A 15,248-nucleotide genomic window follows, 5' to 3' on the forward strand; every position below is an offset into this window, starting at 1 on the left:
ATCCCGAGGCTGTTAAGTTGACAACAACCGCACTCACAATTGAAGTAGGTAAGTCTGCAAAAGTAAAGGCATCCGTCAAAATGGAATCAGGAAAGGAGATAGCGCTTGGTGATGCCCATTGTGCAAAGCTTCGTTACAAGACTACAAATGAGAAGATTGCAACTGTAGATAAAAACGGCAATGTCACAGGTGTAGCCGCAGGAACCTGTGAAGTATATGTTTATTCTAAGAACGGTCTTGCAAAGAAATGTACAGTAACGGTTAAGTAAAGAAGTGTACAGTGACAGTTAATCGAATTCCAAATTGCCGATTGAGTGTGAAGCGAAATATTGATAATTAGCTTATTTATTTTAAGCTTTAGGTAAGAAAAAAGTCCGGACTTCCAAAGGATGCAACAGTTAAGAGAGTAAAGAATAAGAAGTAAGATAAGTCCTCCTGGCATTATTTCGCAGTAATGGCAGGAGGACTTTTATGCTGTTTTGGCTTAGTGACATATTGTGGAAGGGGCAAGATAAATGGATCCTGTTTCTATTAAGGGTATGAAGTACTGAAACATTAAGAATAAATTCCAATAAAATCATGTTTTGATAGGCTAGAATCCTAGCAGTATATAGGTAATTATTTAATTGCTCAGGGGGTACCTATTCTTGATTATTATTCCCATAACTATTGAGAGCTGATAGAGTCTGACAATGAAGAGATTTCCGAGGATGTTGACGGGAGTATAAGGCCTCGGGAAGACAAGGTGGAAGCAATCAGAAGCATAGTGTTTCATAGGCTTACTATACGCGTTTTTCTATATTCTGAGGGCGTCAGATCATATATTTTTTTAAATACTTTCACAAAGTAATTGTTGTCAGAATATCCGACGTAGTTGCTGATCTCCTGGACCGGAAGATCTGTCTTTTTCAGGAGTCCGGCAGCTTTTTTGCATCGCATAAGTGCGATGTACTCCGTCATGGTCCCGCCGGTTTCTTTTTTGAACACCTTAGACAGGTGAGAGATGGACATACTGGCATTTGCCGCCAGATCATCGTTTGATATATGGTCCCCCAGATGAAGATTGATGTATTCCATTACCCTCTGAATGGGGGGAGAATACTTGTCCAGAGACAGCTTGTGGTTGTGAACAGCTTTTGTCAGCTCAACGATCATATCGATCTGATAGCGCGTCTGAAGCTCTGCATTGTTTGTAGCTGATGAAAGCTGGGTGTATTTTTGGGTTATCTCATCTATTGTAATGACTGAAAGACCTGATTCTTCCGCAGCTTTTCTGGAAAGAGCTTTAAGTATTGCGAGGCCATAACCCGAGGCATAGTAGTTAAGAGTCTCTTTGGAAAAATCGGAAAGAGCCTCCGGACCGGACAATTTTTCAAATGCGGACAGGATGTTTTTGGTATCCCCGTTTCTTATCATCGAAAGGAACTGCTTTTCCTGATCATATCTCCTGTAGATTTCACTGTAATTCTTCTCGGACAGTTCTGTCTTATCATCTTCTTCAGATACATCCTGAATAAATCCCGATAGTCTTCTGTATGAATACTCACTTTCCGTAGGGGAAAAAGAGATTATGCATTTATTTACAACACTGGTGATCTGCTCGGTATACACAATGGGAAATGCTGTGTAATACAGCTTAAACGCCAATGATTTGGATGAGGATTCATCGTTTTTTGCAAGTACGGTTTCTGTCTTAAGCTCTGAATATTTCTCTTTTACATAAGGTCCGATTATATAAATCCTGTTATCAAACGAAAAAAAGGACAAGCAGATACCGAGCTGGTCTATGAGCTCATAGATCATGCTTTCTTTGGAGGAGGACAGAAGATAGTAAAGCGCCTTGCTTGTAAACATGGGCTGCATCTTTATGCTGAAGCAGTATTCCTTTTCAAAGGCGTCAAGAGAGCTGTCCATGTCTGTTGCATCCGTGACATCCACAGAGAGCAGGTTTTTTAAAAGAGCTGAAAAAAAAGTGTGGTCCATATTATTCCTCAAAACAATAAAATAATACTAATCGGGATAAAATAATTCTAACATATTGCAAAACTAAATGATACCATGACCATAACAGGAAAGCTTTCAAAGATTATCATGCAACTGAAAGGGGTTAATAATAATGGGTAAGGGCAAATCTCTGATAAGAGAAGAAAATGGGGTAACCTATAAAAGAGCTAAAACCTGGCATATTGCGCTTGCGATGATGACAGGTGCAGGGCAGATGGCATTTTATCTGCTGATGAATGGTGCAACATATATTGGAAATTCCAACTTTGGAATACTTGTTGCAGTTACAGGACTTATTATCACAGGATCAAGGCTTTTGGATGGAATTACAGACCCGGTAATAGCTTTTTTTCTGGAAAGATTTAATTCCAGATTTGGAAAAGTAAGATTTTCGATCATGTTTGGATGGCTTCTTATGGCCATTGCTACAACACTGATGTGTAATATAGGGGCAAAGCTGTCACTTACGGGCGCAGCAGGAATAGCATTCTTTGTTCTCTGTTATGTGATCTATATCATTGGTTATACATTCGTAAGTATAGCCGGCCAGATCAACATGAACATTCTGACCAACGATCCTAAGCAGCGTCCTACAATCGGTGTCTGGAGTACAGCGTATTCATATTTGGTGCCAATGATCATGAGCGTTGTGGCATCGGCTGTGATTCTCCCAAGATTTAATAACATTCAGGGAACAGAATACTTCGCAACTTACAATGTAGTGGTAATACTTGTTTCACTCTTTTTCTACATTCTGGCATGCATAGGAATTGCTCCATACGACATTCCCGAGAATTTCGAAGGAATCAAAAAGGATGGCGAAACCGATGAAAAGCCAAGCTTTAAGGATATGCTGGCTCTGATCAAAGAAAACAAAGAACTTCAGAGATTCATCATGGCTGCAACATCCGATAAACTCGCACAGACAATAGGTTCTGCAGCAGTAGTATCCACAATGCTTAACGGAATCATGCTTGGATCAATGGCGATTTCATCAATTCTTTCTGCGCTTGCAATGCTTCCATCCATTATTTTTGCGATAATTGGTGCGAAGATTGCAGGTAAACAGGGTAGCAGAAAGGTCATGATCGACTGGACCAAGAATTGTATCGGATTGAATATCGCATTTGCAGTATATCTTTTATTCACACCTACAACTCTTGTGGGAACAGTATTCGGTGGCAACTTATCAACCGGAGCAGTTCTCATGGCAATCACATACGTGCTCTTTACATTTGGAAATAACGCAATGAAGATGGTTGTTTCTGTATCAACAAGCGCGTTCAGAATGGATGTTGTTGACTATGAGATGGATCGCTCAGGAAAATACATGCCCGCGACAGTATCCGCTACTTACAGCTTCATTGACAAAATAGTTTCATCCTTTGGTGCAACTATTGCAACACTCATGATCGGACTTATAGGATATACAACTACAGCGCCTCAGCAGGGGGATCCGCTTACCTTCGGCGTCAGAGTTATGACCGTAATACTTCTTATCGGATTTCCTATAGTGGGATGGATCTGCACACTTCTGGCAATGAAGAATTCTGAGCTCACATACGAGAAGATGGAAGAGATCCAGAAGAGTATCGGCGAGAAGAAAAAGGCTGCAATAGGTCAGTAAAAAACTGGAGAGGTGAAACATGCGAACAACAATTCTTTGGAATGATAACTGGATATTTGAAAAAGAGGGAAAGAGCAAAAGCATAACTCTTCCTCATACCTGGAATGCTGTTGATGGACAGACGGGGCCTGAGCAGTATTACAGAGGAACCTGCCTTTATAAAAAGACATTTGAAAGACCGGTAATGGAAGAGGGACAGCGGGTGTTTGTGGAATTTCGAGGCGCTAACTCCTCTGCAAAAGTTGTTTTAAACGGCCGTGAGGTAGCGAGCCATGATGGCGGATATTCCTGCTTTAGGACGGACATTACAGAGGCACTTTCAGATTTAAACGAGATGGTAGTTTCTGTTTCCAACGAGCCCAATACAAGGGTGTATCCACAGAAAGCGGATTTCACTTTCTATGGTGGCATTTACAGGGATGTTTATCTTGTGATTGTGGATGAAAAGCACTTTGACATGGACTATTATGGTGGAAAAGGACTGTACGTCACACCAAGACTAAACGGAAATGATGCTGAAATTGAAATAAAGGCATACACAAGCGGCGGAGAGCGCATAAGAATATCAATTGACGGTGTAACAGAGCAGGAGTTTGAGGTGGTTCCGGCAGAGGATGCATCCTGTGGATATGTTGCCTGCGGTAAGATCACGATAAAAGAGCCACATTTATGGAACGGTCTCAAGGATCCGTTCCTGTACAACATAACAGCAACTCTTTTGGATGGAACAAAAGAGTGTGACAGAATCTATGACAGGTTTGGAGTAAGGCAGTTTCATGTTGATCCTCATAAAGGATTTTTCCTCAATGGAGAAAGCTATCCGCTTCGAGGCGTTTCACGACATCAGGACAGGGCAGGAGTTGGCAATGCACTGACAAAAGAAATGCACAAGGAGGACATTGATCTCATCCTCTCCATGGGTGCCAATTCCATAAGGCTTGCACACTATCAGCATGATCAGTACTTCTATGATCTTTGTGATGAAAAGGGAATAGTAGTATGGGCTGAGATTCCATATATCACTGTACATATGGACAGTGGAAGAGAGAACACCATATCCCAGATGAAAGAGCTGGTAAGCCAGAATTACAATCATGCATCGATAATGTGCTGGGCACTTTCAAATGAAATCTCTTTGCAGGGTGTTACTGAAGATCTTTTGGAGAACCACAGGATATTAAATGATATTGTCCACGAGATGGATCCTATCAGATATTCTGCCATGGCAAATCTGTTCCTTCTTGAGACAGACTCGCCTCTTGTAACACTGCCTGATATTCGCGGCTACAACCTCTACTATGGCTGGTATGTAGGCGAGATGGAGGACAATGACAAGTGGTTTGACGATTTCCATAATCAGCATCCCGATGTGGCAATAGGACTTACGGAGTATGGCGCAGATTCAGTAATTACGCTTCAGTCTCCAATACCTGAAAAAGGCGATTATACAGAGAGTTATCAGGCTGTTTATCACGAGCATATGCTTGAAATGTTCAGCACCCGTCCATATATCTGGGGAACATATCTTTGGAATATGTTTGAATTTGCTGCAGCAGGACGAGATGAGGCAGGAGACCCCGGCAAAAACCACAAGGGTGTCATCACCTTTGACAGAAAGCAGAAGAAAGACGCCTATTACATTTATAAAGCATGGTGGTCAGATGAGCCTTTCATCCATCTTTGCGGAAAAAGATATCACGACCGCATCGAGGATAATACAGAGATAAAGGTATATTCAAACCAAAAGTCCGTCACACTCTTTGTTGACGGCGTAGAAGTAGGAAACGCAAGTGGAGAACATATCTTTAAGTTTAATGTTCCCATAAGCGGAGTTCATACCATAAAGGCTGTGAGCGGAGAACTTTCGGATGAGATGGAGATAACAAAGGTTTCCGAGCCCAATCCGACATATTTTGCACCGGATAAAAAGGTCAGAAACTGGTTTGACAAGAAAGATGAGCCTGAGGAAAAAGAGGGATATCTCTCCCTTTCAAGTACAATGGCAGAGATTCAGGCCATACCTGAAGGAAAAGCAATTCTCGACAGGATGATGGCAGCAATGACATCAAGAACAGCAGGCGGAATGGGAGAAGGCGTAGAGATTTCAGAAGCAATGCAGCAGATGATTGCCCGCCAGCCCCTTAAGAAGCTCCTGCAACAGGGCGGAATGGATATAGAATCTGACGAGATTAAGGCACTTTCAAATGCTCTTATGAATATTAAAAAGCAGTAAAGAACACAAGAGGTGTTAGATGGAAGCGGCTAAGATTTTTGAAAAAGCAAAGTGGATATCACCTGAAACCGTGACAGAACCTGATAAGAGAAAGGGAGCAGGCTATTTAAGGACCACATTCTCTTATAAAGAGGGGAAAGTTAGCATATATGCTACGGCCCATGGCTTGTATGAAATATTGATAAATGGCCGGAAAATTACGGATGCACGACTGACACCGGGATGTGATGAGTATGATAAAAGGCTTCAGTATCAGGAGTATGAGATCACTGAAGTGCTAAAGCCCGGTGAAAACGAGATATTTATAACGCTTGGTGATGGCTGGTACAGAGGATGCAACGGAATTGACGGCGTGAGAAACCTCTACGGCGAGGATATTTCATTTCTGTGCGCAGTGATAGGCGATGGAGACATGGAGAATCCGATACTTGTCACGGATTGCAGCTGGGATGCCTGTGAAAACGGGCACATTAAGCTTACGGACCTTGAACTGGGAGAAACTTGTGATGCCGGTGCGGGCTTTGATGAGTGGCATAAGGCAAGAGAGATGTCTTTTGACAAAAGAAATCTGACAGCCCAGAAGGCGCCATTTATCACTGAGCATGAGGTGTTTGAAGGAAGGCTCATCACTACTCCGAGCGGAGAGAGCGTATTTGATTTCGGACAGAACCTTGCAGGTTATACGTCTTTTGTTATAGAAAACGCCAAAGGCGGTGAGAAGATCTGCCTCGTCCACGGTGAAACCCTGGATGAAAACGGAAACTTCACGATCAGTAATTTCCAGCCCGGAGACAGGAACAAATCAGGCGGAATAAAACAGGAAATAAACTATATCTGCAAGCCGGGCAGGAATGAGTTTAAGCCTCATTTTTCGATGTTTGGATTCAGATATGCAAAGATAACGGGTGATATTTTGCCGTCTGACATCCAAATAAAGAGCATTGCTGTTTATTCGGACATGAAGGAAACAGCGAGGTTTGAATGTGGCGTGGATGAAGTAAACAAGCTCTTTAAAAACAGTGTATGGTCTATGAAGTCAAACTTCTGTGACATTCCTACTGATTGTCCCACAAGGGAAAGAGCAGGCTGGACAGGCGATGCAGCGGTCTTTGTGAGGACCGGTGCGTACCTGATGGACTGCAGGGGAGTTTACGAGAAATGGCTTGCGAACGTGAGGATAGGGCAGCATGCAGATGGCAAGATGGCGTATATCTGTCCCAAGAACTCAAATCCGGGCAAGATAGCAGAGATGTTCTCGGCGTCTGTCGGATGGGGCGATGCGGCGGTTCTTGTGCCCTGGAATCTGTACAGAATATATGGCGATGAGCAGATACTTAGAGACAACTATGAAATGATGAAGAAGTGGGTGGATTTCCTCGGAAGAAGGGCCGGAAAAAGCAAGCTCAAGAACCGCTTTGGAAAGAACCCTTACAGAAAATACATCATCGACACCGGAATGGACTACGGTGAGTGGTGCGAGCCCGGAACAGATGTTATGAAGACCATGATGGCTGCATTCAAGGATGGCCAGCCTGAAGTAGCAACAGCTTACTATGCATATTCATCTGGGATTCTCGCCAAAATATCAGAGATTCTCGGAAATGGTGCCGATGCGGATAAGTATAAAGAGATCTCGGAAAAGGCGACTGAGGCATACAGATATCTGGTTCTGAAAGACGGGCATATAAGATCTGACAGGCAGTGCGAATACGTAAGGCCTCTTGCGTTTTGTCTTTTACCTGAAAAAGAGGCAGTGGAAGCTGCTAAGGACTTAAATGAGCTGGTAGTGAAAAATGACTATCATCTTAATACAGGCTTCCTTTCAACGCCTTTCCTGTGCAGCGTGCTTGCAGATTACGGTTATGTGGATACTGCATACAGACTGCTGTTGCAAAAAAGCTATCCTTCGTGGCTCTATGCGGTGGAGAAAGGTGCTACCACTATCTGGGAGACGTGGGATGGTATCAGGGAAGACGACACTGTACATGATTCGCTGAATCACTATTCCTACGGAGCTATTTCCGGATGGCTTTTGTCCGGTGTCTTGGGAATCAGATACGATTTTGACAAAGTCCTGATAAAGCCTCTGACGGATGAGAGACTTAAGTATGCAAAGGGCTACTATGATTCGCCGAAAGGCCGCATAGTTTCTGAATGGAAATATATTGAGAGCTCGAATTCTTTTGCCTACCGTTTTGAAATTCCTGAAGGAATGGAAGCAGAGTTAGAACTCCCCGGACAGGAAAAGAGAATTCTGACAAGCGGAAGTTATGAGATTTAAATTATGGAGGATAGGAAAATGAACAAGTTCGAAAACGGATTTATGCTGGGCGCTTCTACAGCAGCCCACCAGGTTGAAGGAAACAATACAAATTCAGATTACTGGGTAATGGAGAATATGGAGTATTCACAGTTTGTTGAGCCTTCACTGGATGCTGTGGATCACTATAACAGATACGAAGAAGACATCAAGATGCTTGCGGATGCAGGCCTTAACACTTACAGATTCTCTGTTGAATGGGCACGTATCGAGCCTGAGCAGGGCAGATTTGATGAAAAAGAGATCGAGCATTACAGGAAGGTGATCAAATGCTGCAGGGACAATGGCGTGGAGCCGGTTATTACCCTCATGCATTTCACATCACCTGTGTGGCTTATAAAACTGGGAGGCTGGGACAATGAGCAGGTTGTAGAGCTTTTTGCCAACTATGCAAGGTTCGTCACAGAGCAGCTTGGAAGCGAGATAAAGTATATCTGCACCATAAATGAGGCAAATATGAGATTGCAGATTGGCGCTCTTATGGAGAGATTTAAGAAGCAGATGATGGCTAAGATGGCAAGTGCGGCCGAAAGCGGTAAAGACTCCATGGAGGGACAGGTTCAGGTTGGACTTAATCTCTCTGACCCGATGGAGAAAATGAAGCTGGCAGCAATGGAGAATGCCAAAGTATTCGGAGATCCTCAACCGCATACATTTGTTTCTGCAACAGATGCAAATGGCGATATGATAGTTATAAAGGCGCATCAGGCAGCCAAGGAAGCAATCAAGGCTGTTAATCCGGATATTCAGGTTGGCATCACACTTTCTCTGCACGACTGCCAGTACATAGAAGGTGGCAAGGAGCGCGCAGACAGCGACTGGAATGAGGAGTTTAGCCATTACATTCCTTATATCAAGGATGATGATTTCTTTGGACTTCAGAATTATACAAGAACTACTTACGGCCCAGATGGAATTGTGCCTGTTCCCGAGGAAACACCAATGACACAGATGGATTATGAAGTATATCCTGAGGCTCTTGAGCATGTAATAAGACGCGTGCATGAGGAGATGCCAAATGTTCCGATCATGGTTACCGAAAATGGAATAGCAACAGCAGATGATAAGCAGAGAGTTGAGTTTATCGACAAGGCAATTGAGGGTGTTCAGAGCTGTATAAATGATGGAATTCCTGTCATCGGATACTGCCACTGGTCACTTATCGATAATTTTGAATGGCAGAAAGGTTATGCGCTGACATTTGGTCTTTGCGCAGTTGACAGGAAAACACAGATCAGGGCACCAAAGCCCAGTTTGAAGCATCTTGGAGGCTATTTGAAATAATGAAAGACACAGTACTGACGGGTGTGCAACAGATAATGATTGGTAGCAGATGCAATAGTTATGAGAGTGCACTCAGCACACTTCAGAGCATCAAGAGTGCCGGCTATGACGGCATTGAACTAAATGACTTCATGATCAAGCCAACGCCTTTTATTGTGAGGCTGCTTACAAAATTTGCCGGTATGCCCACTGGTAATGGCGGAAAACTCGATTGGAAGAAGCTGATCTCAGAGAGCGGTCTGAAAGTAATAAGCCTGCACAGCTATCTAAACAGCATTGAAGAAAACCCTGAGGCTGTTGCTAAAGAAGCCATGAGCTTTGGAACAGATACCGTTGTTATTACCGGTATGTACAGGTTTGATTACGGGAATGCTTCTGAGGTAAAAAAACTTGCTGAGAGGCTTAATAAGGCGGGAGAAGCTCTTTTACCCTATGGAGTAAAACTTCTTTATCATAATCACAATGTCGAGTTACAGAAGGTCTCAGAAGAAAAAAATGCATTGGACTTTATCGCCCTGAACACCGACCCCGGATATGTTAACTTCGAACTTGATACCTACTGGCTTGCAGACGGAGGAGCAGATGTTACTGCCCTGGTAAAAAAACTGTCAGACAGAATGGTAATGTGGCATATAAATGACAGAGGCTGCAGAAAACAAGGACCGTTCATTACGCCTATTCTCAAGGAAGATGCGGCCGAACTAGGAACAGGGAATATGGCCCTTGGCAGTATTTTGGAGAATGTACAGGAGGCTGCCAAAGTAAAGGCAATTGTATTGGAAACTCATAAAAACTGGATTGACAATGATCCGATAAAAAGTCTGACTCTTAGCGCGCAGTGGTTTAAGAAAAACAAATTGATTTCCTCATGATTTTACAACGTGATATGGAAATCACACGTCGGTGCCCTGCTTGCGAAAATGAAAAAACTTATTTGCAGAGCTATTTTCTAACTTTGTATTTTAAAGCTATTTTCTTATCTGAGATCAAATAAAAAATAACAGTGGCACTGTCGTCTGTAATTGGAATAAGCACTCTGTCAGGAATGGATCTGCCAGGGAGATTCATGCTTTCATAAGTGCGAATTGTTATATCGGTGGCAAAATTAGGCAGAATTGAGGATTCTATAAGTTGTCCAAGAGCGTCATAGTCGTTTTGTATAATGAACTTAGAATCAGGCATTTCTTCTCGTACAAGCTTATCCCATATTCCAACTTCAGACAGCATTAAAAAGCTTTCGCCGTTTAGTTCACGGAAAGAAAGCTTTTTCTTTTTTGCAAACCGATGGCTCTTTGGCAGTGAAACGTAAAGCTGTTCAGAATCATATTTTTCGCAAATGAATTCATCATCCTCTAATGGACGGGAAAGGATAATGAATTGATATTGGTTGTTCCTTAGACCGGATATCAGTTCATCTTCTGATTTGTTTTCTGAGATTATTGACATGTCAGGAAACAGTGCTGAAAGAGACGGGATAAATTCCATAAGAGGTCCCGGACCCACAGAACCGACTGCGATAGTTCTTTTACTCCTCTCAAGGGCACGAAGGTGATCTATCATGTGCTGTTCTTCACTTAGTATGCGTCTCGCGTAATCTGCAGCCAGTAATCCATTCTCGTTTAATGATAACTTGTTTTTGGTGCGCTCAAATATCGGAACTCCGAGAAGCTCTTCTAATTTCTGCATAGATCTTGTCAGTGATGGCTGAGTCAGGTGAAGTTCTGCTGAAGCCTTTGACAAGGTACCATATCTTGCGAAAGCATCTAATTGTTCAAGTAAATATATCTCTATCATACGAAAACTCCTTGAAAGATCATTACTATACGCTTTAAGTATAGCACAATACGCAATTGGCATTGTACATATAAAAAAGCTGCTGATAAGATGAGGTTGTAGAAAAAAATATTTGACTCATAGGTTTTTATATTAACAGGAGGTATACAAAATGGAATACGTGACACTTAACACAGGAGCGAGAATGCCACTTGAGGGATTTGGAGTTTTTCAGATTGCTGATGCAGCAGAATGTGAGGGAGTAGTTTACGATGCCATAAAGACAGGCTACAGGCTTCTTGATACAGCAGCATCATATATGAACGAAGAGGCTGTCGGACGAGGAGTTAAAAAGGCTATTGAAGATGGCCTTGTAACAAGAGAGCAGCTGTTTATTACAACCAAAGTATGGGTCAGCGATATGAAGACTGAAGAGACTGCATATGAAGCAGTAAAGACTTCCCTTAAGAAGCTTGATATGGGTTATGCAGACCTTATTCTTCTTCACCAGCCTATGGGAGATTACTTTGCAGCATACAGAGGAATCACAAGAGCATATAAAGAAGGCCTTACAAAGGCTATCGGTGTTGCCAACTTCTACCCTGCTATTCTGGCTAACTTCTGTGAAACCGTGGAAGTAATCCCTGCAGTCAATCAGGTGGAGCTTCATCCTTTCTTTGCACAGGAGGGCGCCCTTGAGAACATGAAAGCCTATGGAGTAGTACCTCAGGCATGGGGACCTCTTGCGGAGGGAAAACATGGTATTTTCACAGATCCTGACCTTACAGCAATTGGAAAAAAGTACGGAAAGAGTGCTGCACAGGTAGCCCTTAAGTGGAATGCTCAGAGAGGCGTATCTATTATTCCAAAGTCCACACATGTAGAGCGTATGGAACAAAATATTGATATATGGGATTTTGATCTTACAGATGAAGAGATGAAAACAGTAGCTTCCAAAGACCTTGGACACAGCGAGATTGTAAATCATGATGATCCCGGTTTTGTAAAGTTTGTACTCAACCTGCACTAAGAGTATTTCATTGGCAAATTTGTGATTAAAGACAGGAGAAAGAGTAAATGAAAAATACAGTACTTGAATTATCGAAAAAATTTTGGGATGGAATGCTTCATTCAGACGAAGAGGCTATGAGAGCAGTTGCTGATAAGGATTGCTATTTTGTTCATATCGGAGGAAACGCTGACCTGGAAAAAGAAATTGGAGCTTTTACACAAAATATTTTTCAACCAACGGATATCACTATTCATCCTTCGTATCTAGAAACGGTAAAATAACACAAAAAGATATTCGTAAAGAAAATGGTTTACCTTCTATTAATTGCATATTGAATTATTATCCGGAGTACAAGAACTTTTCAGATATTAAGAGACATCTTTGTGATCTTGATGTTCCTGAAAAATGGACAAAAGAAAGCGTTCTTGAAGCTGGCAAGAAATTCGCTGAAGAACATGACGGCAAGATTACTCAAGAAGATTGCAAAGCTGAGAATGGTTTGCCGGCTACAAGTACAATCTATAGATTCTTTGGTGATTTAGTGACTTTTCAAAAAGAAATCGGAGCTCGTGTTTCAAGTAATGTTTTTGTCCCCAAAGACCTTCATGGATCAGAAAGAAAAACTTAATAGTAGTATAAGGACAACGGTGGCAGAGTTTAAGAACATAGTTCTTTCTGAAATAGTCAATAAGCTTGGTGCTATCGGTGAGATGCTTGATGATTCAGAAATGAAGGGAGACAGGCTTTATACGGTCAGCGAGAGTATCAGCACAATGACAGTCTCCATAGAGAAGATTAACAGCAAAATAGAAACTGATCTTAGATATATAAATAAGATTTTTAAAGAGGGAGAGTTGGTTCGAGAGGCAACTGTTGCATTTTTTGCAACAGTTCAAATCGAAGGTGGAAGAAAAGTTGAAAGAGATATAGAGTATTTTAATCTGGATGTTATTATTTCTGTTGGATATAGGGTTAAATCTAAGCGCGGTACACAGTTCCGAATTTGGGCAAATTCTGTACTAAAGGAGTATATCATTAAAGGATTTGCTATATTTTATGAGGGTACTTGGGAAAGAAAATATTTGGCAGTGCAATGCAAGTGATTTTGCACCCTGATTTGCACCTTTTGCCGGTCAAAATATGCCAAATATTGCCAAGGATTGCCACGAAAATGAGAAAAATACGTTGTACAAAAATAGGATTAAAGACAGTAAATACGTGAGAATAGAGGTTTTCTACTAAGATGATAAGAATTTTATTTGTCTGCCACGGCAATATATGTACCCGCTTCTAAAAGTGGCATAAATAATCCATTTCCGGGTAGATGGATATCTGATTTACACCTCGTTTACAACTTTTGATGGTGAACTCCCGACTGTTGTATAAAACGTAACTAAAAATTCAATTATTCTTGGATATATTACGCATTGATTTTATTGTTTATAAAAGGTATATTTTATTTAAGAAAGCGTGCTTTCTTAAGTGAGGCTAACACTATAATCTGAAACACTTGTCGATTGATGATGCAATCGATAGTTGGCAGGCAACACTAAAACCTGTACTTTGCTTTATAGCAGCTGGCAGACAACACTAAAATTAGCCATTAAAGAGAGCGAGTCACACAATGGTGTGACCACTCTCTTTTAAAATGTAAAGATTTTTTAGGAGCTTATATGAGCGGATATACCATAGATGAAGTTAGAAGAATTGCTATAAATTGCGCGTCAAGTTATAAATCATCTCTTGAGGATAAGCAGTTTATCATTATCTATAGAGACAAAGATACAAATATGATTAAGCACATAAGAAGGTTGCAGTGACGGTCAACTGATATGTCTGATTTAGGATAAGTTTGTAATGGCAACTAACCAATTAGTGTAATTGAAAACTAAATAATTACGAGTGCCTCCCTTTAGCTATAGTCTGGAATTCCGGATACGAAGCTAAGGGGAGGCACTTTTTCTATAAAGAAATTAATTGCTATTGAATCATATTTTAACAGCATATTGACAAAATAAATCTATTTGTGTATTATCATAGGCATCTGGCAAAGGAAAACGTTTTCTTTCCTGCGGAAGCCTCCGCGGGAAAAACACATGCTGTCGGAGACTTTGGACGCGAAAGCTTTCAAAGCGTTGGAAGTGGGTAATGTCCCCTATTCCTCCGGCAGCCAATTAGAAGAAGATGAATATAGGGAGGTAATGACAGATGAAGCAGAAAATGAAACAGTGGTTAGGCGCTTTGCTCAGTATAGCGATGATACTGGGCTTGATGCCGGGCATGAGCCTGACGGCGTTAGCAGATGCGCCAGAGGGAATTGAAGTTTTAAACGAAGATTTTAGTGTTGGAATTCCAAGCACATGGAGTATATCTCAGGGGACTTATAGATTTGAAGCAAAAGATGGCTATGTTTGGGCAGATCCAAGTAAAGGTGATTATGAAGGTGATGCTTTTTGTTATTCCCCTGCTGTAGATTTAAGCAAAGCTGCTACTGCCAAACTTATCTTCAAATATAAAAAACCTTATTATAGCGATCTTGATGGATCTGATGATCTTTATGTTTACTATATAACAAATGGAACATACAACGAACTTTGGAATGATATTAGCTTTGATGGTAAAGAAGAATGGACTCAAGTAACTATTGAGCTTCCTTCTGGTGCTTTCAAAGAAGGTGTTCAGATTGCGTTCAAGGCAATAAATTGTAAGGACTTAGGGGCTTTTTTTGATGATGTATCGATCTATTACAAAAAAAGTATAACCGCTACGGCTGAGAATACTGTGGTTCCTTATGATGGCGAAGCCCATGGGATTACAGTTTCTGTAATCGAACCTTCATCCGGGGCAACCGTTATGTATGGTACGGCTGAGGGAGTTTATAACCAGACTTCAAGCCCAACTAATAAAAATACTGGAAACAGTGGCACTATCGAACCTGTAGTAGATCAGAAGGGAAATACACCCAAAGCTGAAGTAGAGGGACTAGATGAAGAAC

The 15,248-nt window shown here is 41.6% G+C and carries 14 protein-coding genes; 12 read left to right on the plus strand and 2 right to left on the minus strand.

The features are described 5' to 3' along the window. On the plus strand, window positions 1-269 hold a 269-nt coding region (locus BMW61_RS20370), incomplete at its 5' end, for an Ig-like domain-containing protein (RefSeq protein WP_175475317.1). A 502-nt stretch (window positions 270-771) separates the two neighbouring features. On the opposite strand, the gene BMW61_RS20375 is transcribed toward BMW61_RS20370, so the two are convergent. Beyond that, window positions 772-1,983 carry an AraC family transcriptional regulator gene (locus tag BMW61_RS20375; RefSeq protein ID WP_091825700.1) on the minus strand — a complete coding sequence of 404 codons (1,212 nt, stop codon included), beginning with the start codon at window positions 1,981-1,983 and terminating at the stop codon, window positions 772-774. A gap of 133 nt (window positions 1,984-2,116) precedes the next feature. Here BMW61_RS20375 and BMW61_RS20380 point away from each other — a divergent pair, with 133 nt between their 5' ends. From BMW61_RS20380 to BMW61_RS20400, 5 genes are read left to right on the plus strand one after another with little or no spacing between them, the layout of a single operon-like run. After that, window positions 2,117-3,631, plus strand: coding sequence for an MFS transporter (locus tag BMW61_RS20380; RefSeq protein WP_091825703.1), 1,515 nt, complete (start codon window positions 2,117-2,119; stop codon window positions 3,629-3,631). A gap of 19 nt (window positions 3,632-3,650) precedes the next feature. Further along, complete coding sequence (locus tag BMW61_RS20385; protein ID WP_091825706.1) at window positions 3,651-5,864, plus strand: glycoside hydrolase family 2 protein; 2,214 nt, start codon at window positions 3,651-3,653, stop codon at window positions 5,862-5,864. A gap of 19 nt (window positions 5,865-5,883) precedes the next feature. Continuing rightward, window positions 5,884-8,145: an alpha-L-rhamnosidase gene (locus tag BMW61_RS20390; protein ID WP_091825709.1), complete on the plus strand. Its 2,262-nt coding sequence runs from the start codon at window positions 5,884-5,886 to the stop codon at window positions 8,143-8,145. Window positions 8,146-8,163: 18 nt separating this feature from the next. Next, on the plus strand, window positions 8,164-9,468 hold the full coding sequence (locus BMW61_RS20395) for a glycoside hydrolase family 1 protein (RefSeq protein WP_091825711.1): 1,305 nt from the start codon (window positions 8,164-8,166) through the stop codon (window positions 9,466-9,468). After that, a complete protein-coding gene (locus tag BMW61_RS20400) occupies window positions 9,468-10,340 on the plus strand; it encodes a sugar phosphate isomerase/epimerase family protein (RefSeq protein ID WP_091825713.1) in 873 nt (290 codons plus the stop codon). Before BMW61_RS20395 ends, BMW61_RS20400 begins: the two co-directional genes overlap by 1 nt. Window positions 10,341-10,410: 70 nt before the next feature. Here the strand turns inward: BMW61_RS20400 and BMW61_RS20405 are convergent, their stop codons facing one another. Continuing rightward, window positions 10,411-11,262, minus strand: a complete 852-nt coding sequence (locus tag BMW61_RS20405; RefSeq protein WP_175475318.1) for a LysR family transcriptional regulator — start codon at window positions 11,260-11,262, stop codon at window positions 10,411-10,413. 151 nt (window positions 11,263-11,413) lie between these two features. On the opposite strand from BMW61_RS20405, the gene BMW61_RS20410 reads away from it, so the two are divergent. The 6 genes from BMW61_RS20410 to BMW61_RS20430 all read left to right on the plus strand — a co-directional run. Next, on the plus strand, window positions 11,414-12,271 hold the full coding sequence (locus tag BMW61_RS20410) for an aldo/keto reductase (RefSeq protein WP_091825717.1): 858 nt from the start codon (window positions 11,414-11,416) through the stop codon (window positions 12,269-12,271). 47 nt (window positions 12,272-12,318) lie between these two features. Next, window positions 12,319-12,534 carry a nuclear transport factor 2 family protein gene (locus tag BMW61_RS20415; RefSeq protein ID WP_026498906.1) on the plus strand — a complete coding sequence of 72 codons (216 nt, stop codon included), beginning with the start codon at window positions 12,319-12,321 and terminating at the stop codon, window positions 12,532-12,534. Window positions 12,535-12,584: 50 nt separating this feature from the next. Beyond that, entirely contained in the window at window positions 12,585-12,881 is a 297-nt protein-coding gene (locus BMW61_RS20420) for a hypothetical protein (RefSeq protein ID WP_026498907.1), read from the plus strand. Beyond that, window positions 12,859-13,356 carry a RhuM family protein gene (rhuM, locus tag BMW61_RS23115; RefSeq protein ID WP_330388562.1) on the plus strand — a complete coding sequence of 166 codons (498 nt, stop codon included), beginning with the start codon at window positions 12,859-12,861 and terminating at the stop codon, window positions 13,354-13,356. The genes BMW61_RS20420 and rhuM overlap by 23 nt, the downstream gene beginning before the upstream one ends. 570 nt (window positions 13,357-13,926) lie before the next feature. Next, complete coding sequence (locus tag BMW61_RS22200; protein ID WP_175475319.1) at window positions 13,927-14,073, plus strand: hypothetical protein; 147 nt, start codon at window positions 13,927-13,929, stop codon at window positions 14,071-14,073. A gap of 388 nt (window positions 14,074-14,461) precedes the next feature. Continuing rightward, window positions 14,462-15,248, plus strand: a 787-nt coding sequence (locus BMW61_RS20430; protein WP_139176483.1) for a choice-of-anchor J domain-containing protein, incomplete at its 3' end; no start/stop codon positions are given.

The sequence above is a fragment of the Butyrivibrio sp. ob235 genome, from assembly GCF_900109475.1.
Classification (GTDB): domain Bacteria; phylum Bacillota; class Clostridia; order Lachnospirales; family Lachnospiraceae; genus Butyrivibrio.

Bases quoted from the DNA above. Each gene is read 5' to 3' on its own strand.
- BMW61_RS20405 (WP_175475318.1), bottom strand. From the start codon at position 11,262: ATGATAGAGATATATTTACTTGAACAATTAGATGCTTTCGCAAGATAT.
- BMW61_RS20400 (WP_091825713.1), top strand. From the start codon at position 9,468: ATGAAAGACACAGTACTGACGGGTGTGCAACAGATAATGATTGGTAGC.
- BMW61_RS22200 (WP_175475319.1), top strand. From the start codon at position 13,927: ATGAGCGGATATACCATAGATGAAGTTAGAAGAATTGCTATAAATTGC.
- BMW61_RS20410 (WP_091825717.1), top strand. From the start codon at position 11,414: ATGGAATACGTGACACTTAACACAGGAGCGAGAATGCCACTTGAGGGA.
- BMW61_RS20385 (WP_091825706.1), top strand. From the start codon at position 3,651: ATGCGAACAACAATTCTTTGGAATGATAACTGGATATTTGAAAAAGAG.
- BMW61_RS20395 (WP_091825711.1), top strand. From the start codon at position 8,164: ATGAACAAGTTCGAAAACGGATTTATGCTGGGCGCTTCTACAGCAGCC.
- BMW61_RS20375 (WP_091825700.1), bottom strand. From the start codon at position 1,983: ATGGACCACACTTTTTTTTCAGCTCTTTTAAAAAACCTGCTCTCTGTG.
- BMW61_RS20415 (WP_026498906.1), top strand. From the start codon at position 12,319: ATGAAAAATACAGTACTTGAATTATCGAAAAAATTTTGGGATGGAATG.
- BMW61_RS20390 (WP_091825709.1), top strand. From the start codon at position 5,884: ATGGAAGCGGCTAAGATTTTTGAAAAAGCAAAGTGGATATCACCTGAA.
- BMW61_RS20380 (WP_091825703.1), top strand. From the start codon at position 2,117: ATGGGTAAGGGCAAATCTCTGATAAGAGAAGAAAATGGGGTAACCTAT.
- rhuM (WP_330388562.1), top strand. From the start codon at position 12,859: ATGGATCAGAAAGAAAAACTTAATAGTAGTATAAGGACAACGGTGGCA.